Below are 19,011 nucleotides of genomic sequence, written 5' to 3'. Positions count from 1 at the left end.
CCGAGGAAAGGACGCGTCACCATGACGAAGACCGTTGACCCGCCCGGGAGCACGACGGCAGGCCTGGACCGGCCGCTGGTCTCGCTGGGCGGCCTGCTGCGCGACTGGCTGCCCCGGCAGCGCTGGTTCGCGGGCAAGGACCGGCCCGTCACGGAGCTGTCCGTGCTGTCCCTGACCGAACTCTTCCCCGGCTGCCTGCACCTGCTGGTCCACGCGGACCACTCGCCCGGCGGGGGCGCCGCCCCGTCCGGGGACTGCTACCAGCTGCTGCTGGGCGTCCGCGAACACCGCGCGCCCAGGCTGGAGCGGGCCTACATAGGCCGGGCCGAGGAAGGCCCGCTGGCCGGGCTCGCGGTCTACGACGCCCTGCACGACCCGCGCGCCGCCGAACTGCTCCTGGAGCGGCTGCGGATACCCGGGACGGCGGGACCGCTGCGCTTCGAGACGGCTCCACAGGCCCGGATACCCGGCGGACTCGCGCCGCGGCTGCTGGACGCCGAGCAGTCCAACTCCTCCCTGGTGTACGGCGACTCCTACATCCTGAAGGTGTTCCGGCGCATCCAGCCCGGCGTCAACCCGGATCTGGAGGTGCCCGGCGCGCTGGCCGCGCAGGGCTGCGCGCGGGTGCCGGCGCCGGTGGCCTGGTTCCGCACCACCGAGCCGAGCCCGGCGACGCTCGGCGTGCTGCAGCCCTTCCTGCCGGACGCGGCCGACGGCTGGACCCTCGCCCTGCGCGCGCTCGCCGCCGGGGACGACTTCACCATCGAGGCGCACGAGCTGGGCCGGGCCACCGCCGATGTGCACCTCGCGCTCGCCGCCGCCTTCCCGTCCGCCGTCCACGACGACCACAGCCGCACGGCCGAGGCGATGTCGGCGCGGCTGCACGCGGCCGCGCACGCGGTGCCGGCGCTGCGGCCGTTCGTGTCCGGGCTGATGGGCGCCTTCGACACACTGGCCACCTGTGACGCCGGGCCGCTCGCCCAGCGGATCCACGGCGATCTCCATCTGGGGCAGGTGCTGCGGGCGGACCACGAATGGTTCGTCATCGACTTCGAGGGCGAGCCGTCCCGGCCGCTCGCCGAGCGGCGCAGCACCGAGTCGCCGGTGCGGGACGTCGCCGGGATGCTGCGGTCCTTCGACTACGCGGCCCGGCAGCGCCGCCCCTGGCGGCCGGAGTGGGCCCGCCGCTGCCGGGAGGCGTACTGCGCGGGTTACGCTGCCCGGGCCGGCTGGGACCCGCGCAAGAAGCACGCGCTGCTGCGCGCCCATGAGACGGACCGCGCGGTGTACGAGGTGGTGTACGAGGCCCGGCACCGGCCGGCCTGGCTTCCGGTTCCGATGGCCGCGATCGAGCGGCTCGCCCGCTGGAGAGGCTGACGTCATGGCACTGCGCGACTCCTCGCTCCCGGAGCCCTCCGGGCCCTCCCGGCCCACGGCCCCACCGCTGGACGCCGCCGACCGCGGCCGTCTGCTCGCGGGCGCCCACCACGATCCGCACGCCCTGCTCGGCGCCCGCCCGGTGGACGGGGGCACCCTCTTCAGGGCGCTGCGTCCGCACGCCCGGGCCGTGACCGTGCTGGCCGACGGGGTGCGCAGCCCTCTGGCCCCGGAGGGCGACGGGCTCTTCGCGGCCGTGCTGCCCTACGCCGAGGTCCCGCCGTACACGCTCCTCGTCGAGTACGAGGACGGGGAGCAGGAGGTCCACGACCCGTACCGCTTCCTGCCCGCGCTCGGTGAGTTCGACCTGCACCTGATCCGGGAGGGCCGGCACGAGCAGCTGTGGAAGGCGCTCGGGGCCGAACCGATGAGTCACCAGGGCGTGGCGGGGACCCGGTTCACGGTGTGGGCGCCGAACGCCCAGGGGGTCCGGGTGGCCGGGGACTTCACGTGCTGGGACGGCACGCAGTTCCCGATGCGTTCGCTCGGCGCGTCCGGGGTGTGGGAGGTGTTCCTGCCGGAGGTGGGCGAGGGCGCCCGGTACAAGTTCGAGATCACCTCCCGGTACGGCGGCCGGTTCCTCAAGGCGGACCCGATGGCCCGGCGGACGGAGGTACCGCCCGCGACCGCGTCGATCGTGACGGTGTCCCGGTACGAGTGGTCGGACGCGGAGTGGCTGGCGCACCGCGGTGACGTGCCGGTGCACGAGGCACCGTTCTCGGTGTACGAGGTGCATCTGCCGTCCTGGCGGCCGGGCCTGAGCTACCGCCGGCTGGCCGAGGAGCTCCCCGCGTACGTCAACGACCTGGGCTTCACGCACGTCGAGTTCATGCCGGTCGCCGAACACCCCTTCGGCGGCTCCTGGGGCTACCAGGTCACCGGCTTCTACGCGCCGACCTCCCGGCTCGGCACTCCCGACGACTTCAGGTACCTGGTCGACGCCCTGCACCGGGCGGGCATCGGCGTGATCATGGACTGGGTGCCGGCCCATTTCCCGAAGGACGACTGGGCGCTGGCCCGCTTCGACGGGGACCCGCTGTACGAGCCCGGGGACGAGCGGCGGGCCGAGCATCCGGACTGGGGGACCTACGAGTTCGACCTCGGCCGGGTGGAGGTGCGCAACTTCCTGGTCGCCAACGCCGTGTACTGGTGCGAGGAGTTCCACATCGACGGGCTGCGGGTGGACGCGGTCGCCTCGATGCTCTACCTCGACTACTCGCGGGACTCCGGGCAGTGGACGCCGAACGTGTTCGGCGGGCGTGAGGACCTGGACGCGGTGGCGTTCCTCCAGGAGATGAACGCGACCGTGTACCGGCGTGCGCCGGGCGTGGTAACCATCGCCGAGGAGTCCACCGCGTGGGACGGGGTGACCCGGCCGACCGACAGCGGCGGGCTGGGCTTCGGGCTGAAGTGGAACATGGGCTGGATGCACGACTCGCTGGAGTACATCCGGCACGAGCCCGTCCACCGCAAGTACCACCACCACGAGATGACCTTCTCGATGGTCTACGCGTACAGCGAGAACTACATCCTGCCCATCTCCCACGACGAAGTGGTCCACGGCAAGCGGTCTTTGGTGTCCAAGATGCCCGGCGACTGGTGGCAGCAGCGGGCCGGCCACCGCGCGTATCTGGCCTTCATGTGGGCCCATCCGGGCAAGCAACTGCTCTTCATGGGGCAGGAGTTCGCCCAGGGCGGTGAGTGGTCCCACGCCGACGGCCCCGACTGGTGGCTGCTCGACCCCGGCTACGGCGCCGAGGCCGATCACCGGGGTGTCCGGGATCTGGTCCGCGATCTCAACTCCGCCTACCGCCGCAACCCCGCCCTGTGGCAGCGCGACACCGATCCGTCGGGTTTCCAGTGGGTCGTGGGGGACGCGGCGGAGGACAACGTCTTCGCCTTCCTGAGGTTCGATGCCGAGGCCCGGCCGCTGCTGGCGGTCTCCAACCTCTCCCCCGTGGTCCGTCCCGGCTACCGGCTGAACGTGCCCAGAGGGACGCCCGTCTGGCAGGAGATCCTCAACACCGACAGTGCCCGGTACGGCGGCGGGGACGTCGTCAGCCGGGGGCCGCTGCTCGCCGACGACGGGGCTCTGCGGCTGACGCTGCCCCCGCTCGCCACGGTGTGGCTGGAGCCTGTCGGCCCGTAGCCCGTCGAGGGCGCCGGCACGTGTTTCCGCGGCCGGGGCCGGGCAGTCCGGGATGAAAGACCCCGCCGCGCCCGGTCGCGGCCCGGCCGGAGGGCGGTTCCCAGTGCTGCGCACCGTCGGAGTGGAGGAAGAACTCCTGCTGGTCCACCCGGACAGCGGGGAGCCCATGCCCTGGTCGGCCGCCGTCCTCGACCGCGCCGCCCAGGACGATCCCGGACAGGCCGTGTTCCAGATGGAGCTGTTCGGGCAGATGCTGGAGCTCGCCACCAGTCCGCAGCGGGACATGGCCGAGCTCGGCGCCGAGATCGCGCGGTGCCGCAAGGAGGCGGGCCGGCTGGCCGGTGAGATCGGGTGCGCGGTGGCCGCGATGGCGACCTGTCCCCTGCCGGTCGACCCGGCAGTCACCCGGCACGAACGCTACCGCTGGATGGCCGGGCGGTACGGCGCCGCGATGGCGGACTGGTTCGTCTGCGGCTGCCATGTGCACGTGTCGGTCGAGTCCGACGAGGAAGGGGTGGCCGTCCTCGACCGGCTCCGGCCCTGGCTTCCGGTGCTGCGCGCGCTCAGTGTCAACTCGCCGTACTGGCAGGGCCGGGACTCCGGTTACGCCAGCTTCCGCAGCCGGCTGTGGGCGCGCGGCCCGTCGGCGGGGCCGACCGAGCTGTTCGGCTCGCCCGAGCGGTACCGGCGGCGGGTCGCGGACATGGTGGCCAGCGGGGTCATCCTCGACACCGGGATGGTGTACTTCGACGCCCGGCTGTCCACGCGCTACCCCACGGTGGAGATCCGGGTGGCCGACGTGTGCCTGCGGGCGGACACCACCGTCCTCGTCGCCACGCTGATCCGTGCCCTGGTGGAGACGGCCGCGCGTGACTGGCGGGCCGGGCGGCCGCCGCTCGACCCCAGCGTGAGCATGCTCCGGCTGGCCTCCTGGCTGGCCGCCCGCGACGGCCTGGAGCATGACCTCCTCGACCCCGTGACCATGCGGCCCCGGCCCGCCCCCGACGTGGTGCGCGCGCTGCTGGCGCACGCCGCGGACGCGCTCGCCGACAGCGGGGACACGGCCGGCGCCGAGGAGGCCGTCGCACAGTTGCTGCACAGGGGCACCGGCGCCCGTGAGCAGCGGTCGTTCCTGGAGCGCACCGGGAGCCTGCGGGACGTCGTCGTGGAGTGCGTGCGCCGCACCCAGGGCTGAGCTGCGGCTGAGCTCCAGGGCTGAGCTTTGTCATCAGGGGGAAACGAGTTGACCGTTCCCGACACGAGCCGCACTCCCCTGGGCTAGATTCAACCCGCATCGACAACAATACTGATCGGGAGGGTAACCCTCCGTACATCCAGGAGCAGCGCATGCGCGACGACGCCCTCGCTCCGACGACCGCTTCGACCCTGACCGGCGGGCTCGCCGACAGCATTTTCGAGACGGCGGACCGGAACCCCACACTGCCGGTGCTGGCGCGCCGGCCCGAGGCCGCCGCGGGCTGGGAGGAGGTCTCCGCGGCCGAAGTGCGGGACGAAGTGGTCGACCTCGCCAAGGGGCTGGTCGCGTCGGGGATCTCGCCCGGGCACCGGGTGGCCGTGATGGCGCGGACGCGTTACGAGTGGACGGTGTTCGGCCTCGCGCTGTGGTCGGTGGGGGCGGAGGTCGTCCCGATCCATCCGACCTCCTCGCGGGACCAGGTCGAGTGGATCCTGCGGGACGCCGGCTGCGTGGCCGTCGTGGTCGAGGACGAGCAGGCGGTGATGACCGTCGGCACCGTGTGCGAGGGGCTGCCCCGGCTCAAGCACGTCTGGCAGCTGGACGCGGGGGCGCTGCCCGAGCTGGTGCAGAAGGGCGTGTTCGTCCCGCTGACCACGGTGGAGTCGCTGCGCCGGATCGTGATGCCGGACTCCACGGCGGCCATCACCTACACCTCCGGCACCTCGGGCCGCCCGCTGGGCTGTGCGCTGAGCCACCGCGGACTGGCCTACCCCTGCGACACCCTGCTGGCGGGCTGGGGACACACCGCGGCGCGCCCGGGCGAACAGGGCTCCGTCCTGGCCTTCCTGCCGTTCTCGCACGTGTACGGCCTGATGATCATGGTGATCTGCCTGCGCGGCGGGATCCTGATGGGTCACGAACCGGAGATGACCGAGGCCGCGCTCGCCGAGGCGCTGCGCACGTTCCGGCCGACCTATCTGTACGCCGTGCCGTCGGTGCTGGAAAAGGTGTACAAGACGTTCCTGCGCACCTCCCAGCAGCACGGCCGGGGCGCCATGTTCGAGCGGGCCGCGGAGACCGCCCGGGACTTCGCCGCGGCCCTGGAGCGGCAGCGGCTGGGCACCGGCGCGGGGCCCGGCTTCGACCTGCGGCTGCAGCACGCCCTGTACGAGCGGACGGTGTACCGCAAGCTGCGCGGGGCGCTCGGCGGGCGGGTCCTGCGGGCCACCTCCGGCGGCTCCTCGCTCAGCCGTGAACTCACACTGTTCTACGAGGGCATCGGCATGTACGTCCATGACGGCTACGGCCTCACCGAGTCCAGCGGCGGGATCACCATGCAGCCGCTGGGCCGGGAGAAGTCGGGCACGGTCGGCCAGGCTCTGCCGGGCACCCAGATCCAGGTGGCCGAGGACGGCGAGATCCTGGTGCGCGGGCCGTCGGTGTTCCAGGGGTACGTCGGTGACGACTACGCGACCCGGGCCGCGCTGCGCGGCGGCTGGCTGGCCACCGGGGACATCGGGCGGCTGGACTCCGGGGGCTATCTGACCATCACGGGCCGCAAGAAGGACATCATCATCACCAGCAGCGGCAAGAGTGTGGCCCCGGCCCCGCTGGAGCAGCGGCTGCGGATGCATCCGCTGGTGCACCAGGCCGTGGTCGTCGGCGACGACCGGCCCTGCGTGGGAGCGCTGATCACCCTGGACCCGGACTTCCTCGCGCACTGGCGGGGGGCGCTGGCGGTGCCGGGCGACTCGCCGGGGCGCGAGGCACGCGAGGAGAACGCGCTGCGCGAGGAGATCGCCCGCGCCATCGCGTCCGCCAACAGTGTGGTCTCCCGCGCCGAGTCGATCCGGGTCTACCGGGTGCTCCAGGAACCGTTCGCCCCGGGCAACGGCATGCTGACACCGTCGATGAAGCTGCGCCGGGACGCCATAGCGCGCCACTACGCGGCCGAGATCGACGCCATGTACCAGGCCCGCTCGCACGCGGTACGGCGGCCGGGACAGCCGGAGCCGGCCGACTGGGACGACTCGGACAACGTCTTCCGGTGAGCGGAGCACGCGTATCCGGCGCCATGGTGGGAACTCGCGGCGAAGAAGAAGAGACCAACGCGACGACGGCCACTGTGCGGGGCTGAAAGAGACGAGATGGGGACCGGACCACGACGGGACGACAGGCGATCCGCGGAGACCGACGGCTGCACGGTCTCCTTCCCGGGTCGGCTACGCGATGTGACCGGTGCCCGGCTCGCCGCCGACGGCTACCTCGCGGGCCTCGCCCGCAGCTCGCCGCCCACCGGCCCCGACTGCTGGAACGACATCCTGCTGGTCGTGACGGAGCTGGCCGCCAACGTCGTCCAGTACGCGCCGGGGCCCTTCGAACTGCGGATGCGGCGTACGTACGACGGCGTCCACGTCACGATGCACGACTCCAGCCAGGTGCGGCCCGAGCCGCGGCCCTTCCATCCGCAGGGGGGCGGGGGCGGCATCGGCTGGCATCTGCTGCACACCCTCTGCGACCAGGTCAGCGTGGTCCTCACCGACGACGGCAAGGACGTCCACGCCTTCCTGCCCTGGTGAGGGCCGGGTGCGGTCATTCGGGCCGGTGCGCGACGGCCCCGAACATCGTGACCGACATGTGCACCGCTCCCCGCTCGGCGGCCTCGGCGAGATCGGCGTACAGGGTGTCCCGCTGTTCCTCCGTGACGGCGCCGGTGCGCACCGCGGCCTCACCGAGCATGCGGATCAGCGGCCAGGCGACCGAGCGGTGGTCCTGGAGCAGGGCCTGCGAGCCGCGGTCGTCCACCACGAAGCCGGCGGCGCTCAGCTGGCCGACCAGCCGGCGCCCGGAGTAGGGGTTGGCGCCGCCCAGGGCGGTCGCGGTCAGCGCGCGCACCACCGCCGGGTCGCCGGGGTGCAGGAGGGTGGTCCCCCAGTCGGTGTCCAGCACCGCCACCCGGCCGCCGGGGCGCAGCACCCTGGCCATCTCGGCGATCGCCCGGTCGGGCTCGTGGAGGTGCTGAAGGACGCGCTCGCACCACACGACGTCCATCGAGCCGTCCGGCACCGGCAGCGCCTCCGCGTCTCCCTGCAGGTAGCGGGCCCGGCTGTCGGCGGACCGCTCCTCGGCGACCGCGCGCAGACTCGGGTTGACCTCGACGCCGATGGCGACGCCGTCCGGGCCGGCCGCCTCGGCCAGCACCCGGGTCTGCGAGCCGGTTCCGGAGCCGACGTCGAGGAGCCGTTCGCCGGGCCGTACCGCCAGCGCCTCCTCGGCCCAGGCGCGCAGCCGCCGTACGCCCGGATTGGCGTCCTGGGAGTCCAGGGCGGCCACCAGCGGGGACACGCGGTCGGGGTCGATGTGCCGCTTCTGGAAGCCCGTTCCGGGCTGGGTCTGCGCCATGGCGGGCACTCTACTGGCGTACGTGATCGCCGTGGGACGGCCTTCGACCGGACGCAAGTCCGCCGCTTATCTGTGCGACATCCGGTTTCTCCCGGCGGTCCAGGGGCATGCTGGAGCCCACGCGTTCGGCTGCCTGCCCCGCCCGGCTGGCGCAACGGCGTCGGGCACGGTGGGATCGATGTGTGCGAAGCAAGCGTTCCGGGGCACGCGAACGGCGTTGAGCCGGACGGCCTGGAGCAGCAGAAAGGGATGGACACCGTGACACGACCCAGGATCCTGGTGGTGGGCGCAGGCTTCGCCGGAGTGGGATGCGTGCGCCGCCTGGAGCGGAAACTCTCCCCCGACGAAGCCGATATCACCCTGGTGTCGCCGACTTCCTACCAGCTCTATCTGCCCTTGCTGCCGCAGGTCGCCTCGGGCGTGCTGACGCCCCAGTCGATCGCCGTCTCGCTGCGCCGCAGCAAGAGGTACCGCACCCGGATCCTCCCGGGCGGTGCGATCGGGGTGGACCTGAAGTCCAAGGTGTGCGTGGTGCGCACCATCACCGAGCAGCTCGTCAACGAGCGGTACGACTACATCGTGCTGGCCCCGGGCAGCGTCACCCGCACCTTCGACATTCCGGGCCTGACGGAGCACGCGTTCGGGATGAAGACTCTCGCCGAGGCCGCCTACATCCGCGACCACGTCATCTCCCAGCTCGACCTGGCCGACGCCAGCGACGACCCTGCCGAGCGCGCGGCGCGGCTGCAGTTCGTGGTGGTCGGCGGCGGCTACGCGGGCACCGAGACCGCGGCCTGTCTGCAGAAGCTCACGCACGCGGCACTGCACCGCTACCCGAACCTGGACCCGAAGCTGATCAAGTGGCACCTGATCGACATCGCCCCGAAGCTGATGCCGGAGCTCGGCGACAAGCTCGGCCGCAGCGCGCAGGAGGTGCTGCGCCGCCGCGGCATCGACGTCTCGCTGGGGGTGTCGATCGAGAAGGCGGGCCCCGAGGAGGTCACCTTCACCGACGGCCGTGTGGTGCCCACCCACACGCTGATCTGGACGGCGGGGGTGGTCGCCAGCCCGCTGATCGCCACCATGGGCGCGGAGACGGTCCGCGGACGCCTGGCGGTCACCGCCGAGATGGCCCTGCCGGGCCACGACGGGGTGTTCGCGCTCGGCGACGCCGCGGCCGTGCCGGACCAGGCGAAGGACGAGGCGGGCGCGGTCTGCCCGCCGACCGCGCAGCATGCCATGCGGCAGGGCAAGGTGGTCGCCGACAACGTCATCGCGGCCCTGCGGGGCCGGCCGCTCCAACCGTACGTGCACAAGGACCTGGGGCTGGTGGTGGACCTGGGCGGCAAGGACGCGGTCTCCAAGCCGCTGGGCATCGAACTGCGCGGTCTGCCCGCCCAGGCGGTGGCCCGCGGCTACCACTGGTCGGCGCTGCGCACCAACGTGGCCAAGACCCGGGTCGCGACCAACTGGCTGCTGAACGCGCTGGCCGGTGACGACTTCGTACGCACGGGTTTCCAGTCCCGCAGGCCCGCCCGGCTCAAGGACTTCGAGTACACCGACACCTATCTGACGCCGGAGCAGGTCCGGGCGCGCGCCGAGGGCCCCGAAGCCCCCGGTGCCGCCACGGCGTGACGCAGAGCGCGGCTCGGTGAGCGCGGCGGGGCGGTCGGCGGGGGCGGAGATCCGGGGGCGGCTCGCGGCGGCCGACCCCGGGCTGCTCCGTTTCACCGCCGGTCTGCGCACGGTCACCTCGATCGCGCTCACGCTCGCCGTGCTGGCGGCGCTGCGGTTCGACGTGTCCCATCTGGTGGCCGGGGCCATCACGGCGATGGTCGCCACCTTCGCGATCCGGGAGAAGGGGCGTCCGCAGCAGGCCGTCACGCTCGCTCTGGGCCTGCCGGTGGCGCTGGCCTCGATGTCGCTGGGCGCGCTGCTCAACGCGCGGGTGGTGACCGGCGACCTGTTCTTCGTGGCGCTCATCTTCGGCGCGGTCTACAGCCGCCGGTTCGGCGACCGGGGTACGGCGCTGGGGCTGATCGGCTTCCAGATCTACTTCGCCTCGCTGTTCGTGCACGCGACCGTGCCCGCGCTGCCTGGCCTGTATGTCACGATCACGGTGGCGTTCGGCTGCGCGGCCGTGGCGCGGTTCCTGGTGGTGCGGCAGACGGCCGCGGGCATCCTGGACCGGCTGCGGCGGGCCTTCCGGGTCCGGTTCGCCCAACTGGTCTCCGCACAGGCGGAGTTGCTCGACGCGGGGCCGGGCGAGCTGGACCGGGCGGTGGAGGAGGTCCGGGTCAGGACCGCCCGGCTGCACGAGACGGCCCTGCTGATCCAGGGGCGGCTGGCGGACGGTACGGCCGACGAGGCGGTGGCCAGGCTGGTGCAGCGCCGGATCGCGGACGCCGAGATCGCCGCCGAGCGGCTCGGGCTGCTGCTGCTCACCGCCCGCAGCGCCGAGCGGGCGGACACACTCACCCTGCATCTGCCGGGCGCCCCGCTGCCGTCGGCCGCCGTGGAACCGGTGCGGGACGAGGCGATGGAGCGGCTGCGGCTCGATCTGGAGGCGCTGCGGCTGCTGGTGCTGCGCCCGGCCGGGCCCGAGCGGGGAACCGCGCTGGCCCGGCTGCGCAACCGGCTGCTCGGCTACCGCGAGGGGGAGGACCTGCCGCCCGCCCCGGCCGCCGTCCAGGACGTGTTCCGGGGCATCGGCGAGGCCGCGCGCTCGGTGCTGGGGCTGCGGATCGCGCTGGACGGACCGCAGGACGAGTCCGACGACACTCCGGCCACCTCCCGGTCCCGGGAGGAACTGGACGCCGAGGACGCGGCCATCGAGAGCGCCGAGGAGGGCGAACGCGAGGCCGAGGAGGCGACCGGGCTGCGCCGGCCGACCACGCGGGCGGCGGTGCAGGTGGCGGTCGGCTCCTCGCTGGCCATCGTGGGCGGCGAGTTCCTGTCCGCCCAGCGCTGGTACTGGGCGGTGCTGACCTGCTGGATCGTGTTCATCAACACCGCGTCCACCGGCGAGATCCTGGTCAAGGGCTACCGGCGGCTGCTCGGCACGGTCCTCGGCGTGGTGGCCGGCATCCTGCTCGCGGGCCTGGTCGGGCACCACACCTGGACGGCGTTCGGGCTGGTGCTGCTGTTCATCTTCGCGATGTTCTACTCGGCACCGCTGTCGTACACGCTGATGTCGTTCTTCGTGACGGCGATGCTGGGTCTGCTGTACACGCTTCTCAACACCTACAGCCTGGACGTCCTGGTGCTGCGGGTGGCGGAGACGGCGCTCGGCGCGGTGTGCGGGGTGATCGCGGCCGCGGTGGTGCTGCCGGTGCACACGGACCGCCGCACCGACGAACTGCTGGCACAGACGCTGGACCGGCTGGCCGACGTCACCCGGGCCGCCGCCGACCAGTTGAGCGGGGCGCCGCCGGCCGACCTGGTGGAGAAGGCCCGTGACCTGGACCAGGCACTGGCCGACCTGGCGGCGGCCGTGCAGCCGCTGACCCATCCGATCACCCCGCTGCGCTCCCGCCGGGACACCGCGCGCTATGTGGTGGCACTCCTGGAGACGTGCGCCTACCACGCGCGGTCCCTCGCGGCGACGGCGGAGCTGCTGCCCACGCACCCGTCGATCGCGGCGGATCCCCGGCTGCGCGGGGCGGGGCAGCGGATCGTGCACAACATCGAGGCGATCGCCGCCCAGGTGGCCGGCCGGCGCCCCGTCCCCGAGATGGAGACCGGCCCCAGCATCGCGGCGATGCTGGAGCCGGGCACGCTGGGCGCCCCGCGCTACGGCCGGGTGACCGACCGGGTGCTGCGCCATCTGCAGCGCCTCGACGAGGCGGTGGTGGGCCTGGCCCGGCCGCTGGGGGTGCCGGTGCGGCCGCGCGCGGCCGCCTGAGCGGCGACACGGGGCGTCAGACGGACCGTCCCATGGCCTCGGCCCTGACCCGGGCGCAGCTGCGGCTGATCAGCCGGGAGACGTGCATCTGGGAGATCCCGAGCTGGTCGGCGATCCGGCTCTGCGTCATGTCCTCGAAGAACCGCATGTAGAGGATGGCCCGTTCCCGCTCCGGCAGCCGACGCAGCCCCTCCTTGGCCGCCTCCCGGTCGACGACGACGTCATAGGAGCCGTCGGACTCGCCCAGGGTGTCGGCGAGGCTGTAACCGTCCTCGCCCATGGAGAGTTCGGCGTCCAGGGACAGGGTGCTGAAGCTCTCCAGCGCCTCCAGGCCGGCGTTGACCTCGTCCTCGGTCAGCCCGGTGTGGGCGGCGATGGCCGCGGGGGTGGGTTCGGGGGATCCGGGGTGCTCGGTGAGTTCGCGGCGGGCCACCCGCACCCGGTTGCGCAGTTCCTGCACCCGGCGCGGTACGCGCAGCGCCCACATGCGGTCGCGGAAGTGCCGCTTGACCTCACCGGTGATGGTGGGCACCGCGTAACTCTCGAAGGCGCCGCGGGACGGGTCGTAGCGGTCGACGGCCTTGACCAGGCCGAGCGCGGCGACTTGGCGCAGGTCCTCCACGGACTCGCCGCGGTCGCGGAAGCGGCCTGCGATCCGGTGGGCCATGGGCAGCCAGGCTGCGACCAACTCGTCGCGCAGGGCGTCCCGCTCGGGGCCGTCGGCCAGCCCGGCGAGGCGGGCGAAGAGCACCGCCGTGTCGGGGGCGTCGTCGTGGGTGCGGCGGGGCGTCGGGGGGGTGGTGTGGTCGGGCGTGCGGGAACGGCTGGTCGACAAATCGGTGGGCATGCGGAATCGCTCCTGAACTGTGGGTTTCAGGGCGTCACCGGAACGTGGTCCCGGGACTGGGCCCGAACTTGCGGTGTCAGGGTCGCCGGGGGAGCACCACCCGGACCGCTCTGCGGGCCCGGGGGCTGCCGTACGACTGCTCCCACTGGCGCGCGCCTCCGGTCCGAAGCACGACACTCCGCCTGCCCCTTCGATCCCGGCGCAAACACCGTCCGGCCCGAAGGCTGCTCACAGGTTCAGTTCAGCGGTACGACGGCGGTGATCCGCTTGCCCCCGCAGGGCAGTCCGGCGACCTCCACGTCACGGGCCAGCCGGCAGACGATGGGCCAGCCCCGGCCGCCCGGCCGCCATCGGTGCCGTTCGTCCGCGGCCCGTTCGGCCACGGGCACCTCGTCGCTGCGGTCGCTGACCGACACCCGTACCGCGCAGCCCTCGACGTCGACGTCGAAGCCGGTGATGCCGCCGCCGTGCAGGATCGCGTTGGTGGCCAGTTCCGAGGTGACGAGCAGGGCGTCGTCGAGGGCGCCGGCGGTGCACGGCTGGGCCCGTCGGGCCACGGCACCGCGTACCGCACTGCGAGCGTCGGCCGGCCGCAGCGGCGGCCGACGGGATTCGAATGGTGCGACTGTTGACTCGGTCCGGTACTTGTCCTGCATCCTTTCGCTCCCTGGATGGTGGCCCGGTTGGTCGGCTGTGTCCCGTCCGTACGGGGCTCTTCTATGCGGCTGACCGGTCGGGGCGCCGCCAAACCAGTTCCAGGGCCGCGAGGGCTCCCCAAAGTGAAACAGGTCACGTAGCCTGTTCCCAGCTACGCGAAACGGCTCTGGATGGTTTACCGTTCACCCATAAGTGGTCGAGGAGTTGACATCAGGTCCTCCCCGCGCCACCTCTGACGGCCCTGGCTGGCCTCCCCCGTCCAGCCAGGGCTTTTTCATGCCCGGACGTTGTCCCGACGGCGATTCTCACCTTCTTCGAGGTGCCCGGCGGGACGGCAGCGGCTGAAATGGGCGTAGGGAAAGCACCCCGTACCCTCGCCGGCGAGGAGCCCCGAGCCATGACCAAAGCCATCAAACTGCTGACCGCCCTGCCGCAGGCGCAGCGCGAGCGCCTCATGGAACTGGCTCACGAGGTGTCCTTCCCCGAGGACATCAGGATCTTCGAGGCCGGCGGCACCGCGGACCGCTTCTGGGTGATCCGGTCGGGAGCCGTCAACCTGGACCAGGAGGTGACGTCCCGCAGACGGGTCACCGTCGCCAGTCTGGGCGCCGGCGACCTGCTCGGCTGGTCCTGGCTGTTCCCGCCGTACACCTGGGACTTCGGGGCGGTGGCCTTCAGCCAGGTACGGGCCTACGAGTACGACGCCGCGGCCGTGCTCGCGCTGTGCGTGGAGGACCCGCTGCTCGGCCTGTCGCTGGTGCGCACCGTCGCCGAGATCCTCGCCAGCCGCCTGGAGGTCACCCGCGGCAAGCTCCTCGACGCCTACGCCGGGCGGCGGCCCGTGTAGCCGGTCAGACGCGGTAGCGGCGCAGGGCCGGGACGGCCGCGGCCAGCGCCAGCATCACGGCCACCACCAGCAGTCCCCCACCCGCGACCGCCGCGCGCGGCCCGAAGACCGAGCCCGCGGTGCCGTGCAGCACGTCGGCCAGCCGCGGGCCGCCCGCGACCACCACGGTGAACACGCCCTGCATCCGGCCCCGCATCTCGTCGGTCGCGGCGGAGAGCAGGATCGCGCCGCGGAAGACCATCGAGACCATGTCGGCGACCCCGGCGGCGGCGAGGAAGGCGACGGCGATCCAGAGGTTGCGGCTCAGCCCGAACCCGGCGATGGCCGCGCCCCAGCCGACGACCGCGGCGATCACCATGAGGCCGTGCCGACGCGCCCGCGAGAAGGTGCCGGAGAAGAGCCCGCCGAGGACCGCTCCGATGGGGATCGCCGCGAACAGCAGGCCGAGCGCGAGCCCCTCGCCGTAGGAACCGTAGGTCTGGGCGGCGAGCTGCGGGAAGAGGGCGCGGGGCATACCGAAAACCATCGCGATGATGTCGGCGAGGAACGACAGCAGCAGCACCTTGTGCATGGAGATGTACCGGAAGCCCTCCGCGATCTCGCGCACCCCGGCGCGCCGCGCGGTCGCGCCCCCGAGCGGCGGCAGCGCGGGCAGCCGGTGGACCGCCCACACCGTCACGCACAGCGCCAGCGCGTCGATCAGGTACAGCTCGGGCAACCCGATCACGGGGATCAGGGCGCCGGCGAGCAGCGGGCCGACCACCTGTCCGGTCTGCATGACCGTGGAGCCGAGCGCGTTGGCGGCGGGCAGCTGCGCCTCGGGGACCAGCCGGGCGATGGAGGCGGTACGGGCGGGCGCGTTCAGCCCCCAGAAGGCCTGCTGCATCGCCAGCAGCACCATCAGCGCGGCCACGGACTTCATCCCGGTGGCCGCCTGGGCGAAGAACAGCAGCGAGGTGACGCCGATACCGGTGTTGGTGACCAGCAGCAGCTTGCGGCGGTCCATGGTGTCGGCCACCGCGCCGCCCCACAGCGCGAACACGATCAGCGGCAGCAGTCCGGCGAGGCTCGCCGCGCCGACCCAGGCGGACGAGCCGGTGATGTCGAAGATCTGCTTGGGCACGGCGACGGCGGTCAGCTGGCTGCCGACCGAGGTGACGATGGTCGACGTCCACAGCCGGCGGTAGGCCGGAACGCGCAGCGGGCGGGTGTCCATCGCCCAGCGGCGCCAGCCGCTCCGGGGCGCGGCCGCCGTGGTGTCGTCGGGGGTCTGTATGTCGGACTGGGTGCCGCTCTCGCTGGTGTCCACGGAGTTCCTGGTGTCCTGGTCTTCTCGATGCCCGGTACATCTTTCGGTTGCGGGTTCACTATCGCAGCAACTTCCGTGGCCGCCGAACCGGTTGTCTCAGGATGCGGCCGCTGTGGAGTCCGCGCGCCTCAGGATCCTGCCACGAGCATCAGGCCGAGCCCGAACATGGTCAGCGCCACCAGCCCGTCCAGCACCCGCCAGGCCGCCGGCCCGGCGAGGCAACGGCCGAGCAGCCGGGCGCCGAAGCCGAGCGCGGTGAACCAGCAGAGGCTGGCCAGGGCGGCGCCGAGGCCGAAGGTCCAGCGCAGGTCGCCGCGGTCGGCGGCGAGGGAGCCGAGCAGGAACACGGTGTCCAGATAGACGTGCGGGTTGAGCCAGGTCATGGCCAGGCAGGTGAGCACCGCCCGGCGCCGGGAGCCCGCCGCCTCACCGTCGGTGCGCAGCCCGCCGGTGCCGGGCCTCAGGACCCGGCGGGCGGCCAGGGCGCCGTAGCAGAGCAGGAAGGCACCGCCGATCAGCCCGACCGCCCGCACCGCACCCGGCCAGGCCACCACGATCGCGCCCACCCCGCCGACGCCGAGCGAGATGAGGACGGCGTCGGAGAGCGCGCAGATGCCGACGACCACGAGGACCGCGTCACGGCGGATGCCCTGGCGCAGCACGAAGGCGTTCTGGGCGCCGATGGCGACGATGAGCGAGAGGCCGCTGCCGAAGCCTGCGGCAGCGGCGGCGAGAGAGCTGGACATGCCCTCGACGCTACGGAAGCGATCACCGTGGGTACAGCTAAAGTTTTTTACGCACCATTAGCACAGCTGAAGGAAGGAGTGGATCGGTGGAGCTTCCGCTCGACCAGGTGCGGACGCTGCTGGCAGTGGTGGACGAGGGCACGTTCGACGCGGCGGCCGCGGCCCTGCACGTGACGCCGTCGGCGGTCAGCCAGCGGGTGAAGGCGCTGGAGCAGCGCACGGGCCGGGTGCTGCTCCAGCGCACCAAGCCGGTACGGCCGACGGAGTCGGGCGAGGTGCTGGTCCGGTTCGCCCGGCAACTGGCGCGGCTGGAGCGGGACGCGCGCGGCGAGCTCGGCATGAGCGGCACCGGGGAGCCGGCCCGGGTGCCGGTCGCGGTCAACGCGGACTCGCTGGCGACGTGGTTCCTGGGGGCGCTGACCGGGCTGCCGGGGGTCTGTGTCGAACTGCGGCGCGAGGACGAGGACCACACGGCGGCGCTGCTGCGGGAGGGACTGGTGATGGCCGCGGTGACCTCGTCGCCGGACGCGGTGCCGGGGTGTTCGGTGCGGGCGCTGGGGCGGATGCGGTACCTGCCGGTGGCGGCGCCGGAGTTCGCGGCGGCGCGTCTTGCGGGGGTGCTGCCGGATGTGCTCGCCGAGGCGCCGGTGATCGTGTTCGACCGGGTGGACGACTTCCAGGACGGGTTCGTACGACGGCTGGGCGGTGCGGGCGCGAGTGCGCTGCGGCACCACGTGCCCACGTCGGAGGGGTTCGTGGATGCGGTGACGGCGGGGCTGGGGTGGGGGATGGTGCCGGAGGCGCAGGCGGAGCCGCGGTTGCGGGAGGGCCGGCTGGTGCGGGTCGGCGGGCGAGAACTGTGGGTTGACGCGCCGTTGTACTGGCAGCAGTGGAAGTTGGATTCGCCGGCTCTGGGGGCGGTGGCGGAGGCGGTGGTGCGTGCGGCGGGGGGTGCGTTGCGCCAACCGTGAGGGGGCTGCGGGTGGTCGCGCGGGCGCGGATCGGTGGGGACTTCCCGCGCCCACGCGGCGGAGCCGCATACCAAATGCAGTCCCACGCCCTGAAGGGCCGCTTCAGGACAGGGGCGTTCACAAGGACCGTTCTGCGCTGTCCAGGAGCATGTCCAGGGCCGTGGGATAGGCGCTCGTCACCATGCGCTCGGCCAGTAGCCGCGACGCCTCCGCGATGCGTGGGTGGGTGGTGGGTTGCAGGCGGGCCAGGGCGCCCCCGCTACTCGACCTCGCTCTCTGTCCGCGAAGGAGATTCCCGCATGCGTGTACTGCTCGTGGGTGCCGGTGGTGTGGGCACCGCCGTCACCCGGATCGCGGCCCGGCGGCCGTTCTTCGACTTGATGGTGGTCGCCGACTACGACCCGGCACGCGCCGAGGCGGCGGTGGCGGCCGTCGGTGACGACCGGTTCCGCGCCGAGCGCGTCGACGCCGGTGACGAGGCGGCCGTGGCCGCGCTGCTGGCCCGGCACGGCTGCGACGTGCTGCTCAACGCCACCGACCCGCGCTTCGTGATGCCCCTGTTCCGGGCCGCCCGTACGGCGGGGGCCGGCTACCTCGACATGGCGATGTCGCTGTCCCGGCCGCATCCCGAGCGACCCCACGAGGAGTGCGGGGTCAAGCTCGGCGACGAGCAGTTCGCGCTGGCCGGGGAGTGGGCCGAGGCGGGGGCGCTGGCGCTGGTCGGGATGGGGGTGGAGCCCGGGCTGTCGGACGTGTTCGCGCGGTACGCGGCCGACGAGCTCTTCGACGAGATCGAGGAGATCGGCATCCGCGACGGCGCGAACCTGACCGTGGACGGCTACGACTTCGCGCCCTCCTTCAGTATCTGGACCACCATCGAGGAGTGCCTCAACCCGCCCGTCGTCTACGAGCGGGGGCGCGGCTGGTTCACCACCGCGCCGTTCAGCGAGCCCGAGGTGTTCGACTTCCCCGAGGGCATCGGGCCGGTGGAGTGCGTGAACGTCGAGCACGAGGAGGTGCTGCTGGTGCCGCGCTGGGTGGACGCGCGGCGGGTCACCTTCAAGTACGGGCTGGGCCGGGAGTTCATCGAGACGCTCAAGACGCTGCACCTGCTGGGGCTGGACAGCACCGCCCCGGTGGCCGTGCCCGGTGCCGAAGGACCGGTATCGGTCTCGCCCCGGGACGTGGTCGCCGCCGCGCTGCCCGACCCGGCGACGCTGGGCGACCGCATGCGCGGCAAGACGTGCGCGGGCACCTGGGTGCGCGGGACCAGGGACGGGGAACCGCGGGAGGTGTATCTCTACCACGTAGTGGACAACGAGTGGTCCATGGCGGAGTACGGTTGTCAGGCCGTGGTGTGGCAGACGGCCCTCAACCCGGTCGTCGCCCTCGAACTCCTGGCCACCGGCGCGTGGTCGGGCTCGGGCGTCCTCGGCCCGGAGGCGTTCCCGGCCCGCCCGTTCCTGGACCTGCTGACCGAATACGGCTCCCCCTGGGGACTGCGCGAGCGGTGACGCCCGCAAATCCCGCGGGACTTGGCCGTT

At 72.8% G+C, this 19,011-nt stretch carries 15 protein-coding genes and 1 pseudogene; 10 read left to right on the top strand and 6 right to left on the bottom strand.

All coding sequences use genetic code 11. The annotated features are described in order from the left end of the window. Positions 1-21 precede the first annotated feature (21 nt). The 5 genes from OHB00_RS48165 to OHB00_RS48145 all read left to right on the top strand — a co-directional run bounded on the left by OHB00_RS48165 (position 22) and on the right by OHB00_RS48145 (position 7,363). Positions 22-1,377 carry a maltokinase N-terminal cap-like domain-containing protein gene (locus tag OHB00_RS48165; RefSeq protein ID WP_406445006.1) on the top strand — a complete coding sequence of 452 codons (1,356 nt, stop codon included), beginning with the start codon at positions 22-24 and terminating at the stop codon, positions 1,375-1,377. Positions 1,378-1,381: 4 nt separating this feature from the next. Then, a complete protein-coding gene (gene glgB / locus OHB00_RS48160) occupies positions 1,382-3,586 on the top strand; it encodes a 1,4-alpha-glucan branching enzyme (protein WP_406445004.1) in 2,205 nt (734 codons plus the stop codon). 106 nt (positions 3,587-3,692) lie between these two features. Continuing rightward, positions 3,693-4,781, top strand: a complete 1,089-nt coding sequence (locus OHB00_RS48155) for a glutamate--cysteine ligase (protein ID WP_406446319.1) — start codon at positions 3,693-3,695, stop codon at positions 4,779-4,781. Positions 4,782-4,933: 152 nt separating this feature from the next. Continuing rightward, entirely contained in the window at positions 4,934-6,835 is a 1,902-nt protein-coding gene (locus OHB00_RS48150; protein ID WP_406445002.1) for an AMP-dependent synthetase/ligase, read from the top strand. 96 nt (positions 6,836-6,931) lie between these two features. Continuing rightward, positions 6,932-7,363, top strand: coding sequence for an ATP-binding protein (locus OHB00_RS48145; RefSeq protein ID WP_406445000.1), 432 nt, complete (start codon positions 6,932-6,934; stop codon positions 7,361-7,363). Positions 7,364-7,376: 13 nt separating this feature from the next. On the opposite strand, the gene OHB00_RS48140 is transcribed toward OHB00_RS48145, so the two are convergent. Beyond that, positions 7,377-8,186, bottom strand: coding sequence for a methyltransferase domain-containing protein (locus OHB00_RS48140; RefSeq protein ID WP_406444998.1), 810 nt, complete (start codon positions 8,184-8,186; stop codon positions 7,377-7,379). Positions 8,187-8,435: 249 nt separating this feature from the next. Between OHB00_RS48140 and OHB00_RS48135 the strand changes: the two genes are divergently transcribed. Together OHB00_RS48135 and OHB00_RS48130 are read left to right on the top strand one after the other, a co-directional pair. Next, positions 8,436-9,821, top strand: coding sequence for an NAD(P)/FAD-dependent oxidoreductase (locus OHB00_RS48135; RefSeq protein ID WP_406444996.1), 1,386 nt, complete (start codon positions 8,436-8,438; stop codon positions 9,819-9,821). 16 nt (positions 9,822-9,837) lie between these two features. Continuing rightward, on the top strand, positions 9,838-12,090 hold the full coding sequence (locus OHB00_RS48130) for an FUSC family protein (protein ID WP_406444994.1): 2,253 nt from the start codon (positions 9,838-9,840) through the stop codon (positions 12,088-12,090). A 16-nt stretch (positions 12,091-12,106) separates the two neighbouring features. Here OHB00_RS48130 and OHB00_RS48125 read toward each other — a convergent pair whose 3' ends face one another. Together OHB00_RS48125 and OHB00_RS48120 are read right to left on the bottom strand one after the other, a co-directional pair. Then, positions 12,107-12,937: a SigB/SigF/SigG family RNA polymerase sigma factor gene (locus OHB00_RS48125; protein WP_406444992.1), complete on the bottom strand. Its 831-nt coding sequence runs from the start codon at positions 12,935-12,937 to the stop codon at positions 12,107-12,109. 236 nt (positions 12,938-13,173) lie between these two features. Then, positions 13,174-13,593: an ATP-binding protein gene (locus OHB00_RS48120; RefSeq protein ID WP_406444991.1), complete on the bottom strand. Its 420-nt coding sequence runs from the start codon at positions 13,591-13,593 to the stop codon at positions 13,174-13,176. Positions 13,594-13,991: 398 nt separating this feature from the next. Here OHB00_RS48120 and OHB00_RS48115 point away from each other — a divergent pair, with 398 nt between their 5' ends. Next, positions 13,992-14,441 (top strand): cyclic nucleotide-binding domain-containing protein, encoded by a 450-nt coding sequence (locus OHB00_RS48115; RefSeq protein WP_406444989.1) that lies wholly within the window; start codon positions 13,992-13,994, stop codon positions 14,439-14,441. Positions 14,442-14,445: 4 nt separating this feature from the next. On the opposite strand, the gene OHB00_RS48110 is transcribed toward OHB00_RS48115, so the two are convergent. Together OHB00_RS48110 and OHB00_RS48105 are read right to left on the bottom strand one after the other, a co-directional pair. Continuing rightward, positions 14,446-15,750 carry an MFS transporter gene (locus tag OHB00_RS48110; RefSeq protein ID WP_406444987.1) on the bottom strand — a complete coding sequence of 435 codons (1,305 nt, stop codon included), beginning with the start codon at positions 15,748-15,750 and terminating at the stop codon, positions 14,446-14,448. A 128-nt stretch (positions 15,751-15,878) separates the two neighbouring features. Then, entirely contained in the window at positions 15,879-16,496 is a 618-nt protein-coding gene (locus OHB00_RS48105) for a LysE/ArgO family amino acid transporter (protein WP_406444985.1), read from the bottom strand. A gap of 86 nt (positions 16,497-16,582) precedes the next feature. Here OHB00_RS48105 and OHB00_RS48100 point away from each other — a divergent pair, with 86 nt between their 5' ends. Next, positions 16,583-17,467: a LysR family transcriptional regulator ArgP gene (locus OHB00_RS48100; protein WP_406444984.1), complete on the top strand. Its 885-nt coding sequence runs from the start codon at positions 16,583-16,585 to the stop codon at positions 17,465-17,467. A gap of 117 nt (positions 17,468-17,584) precedes the next feature. Here OHB00_RS48100 and OHB00_RS48095 read toward each other — a convergent pair. Further along, positions 17,585-17,713, bottom strand: a pseudogene (locus tag OHB00_RS48095) (TetR/AcrR family transcriptional regulator); the annotation flags it as partial. A 53-nt stretch (positions 17,714-17,766) separates the two neighbouring features. On the opposite strand from OHB00_RS48095, the gene OHB00_RS48090 reads away from it, so the two are divergent. Then, entirely contained in the window at positions 17,767-18,981 is a 1,215-nt protein-coding gene (locus OHB00_RS48090; RefSeq protein ID WP_406444983.1) for a saccharopine dehydrogenase family protein, read from the top strand. Positions 18,982-19,011: the final 30 nt, after the last annotated feature.

Source organism: Streptomyces sp. NBC_00631 (genome assembly GCF_045206895.1).
GTDB lineage: Bacteria > Actinomycetota > Actinomycetes > Streptomycetales > Streptomycetaceae > Streptomyces.
The sequence above is the reverse complement of the archived record's forward strand: the minus strand, read 5'-3'. Positions and strand labels throughout refer to the sequence as shown.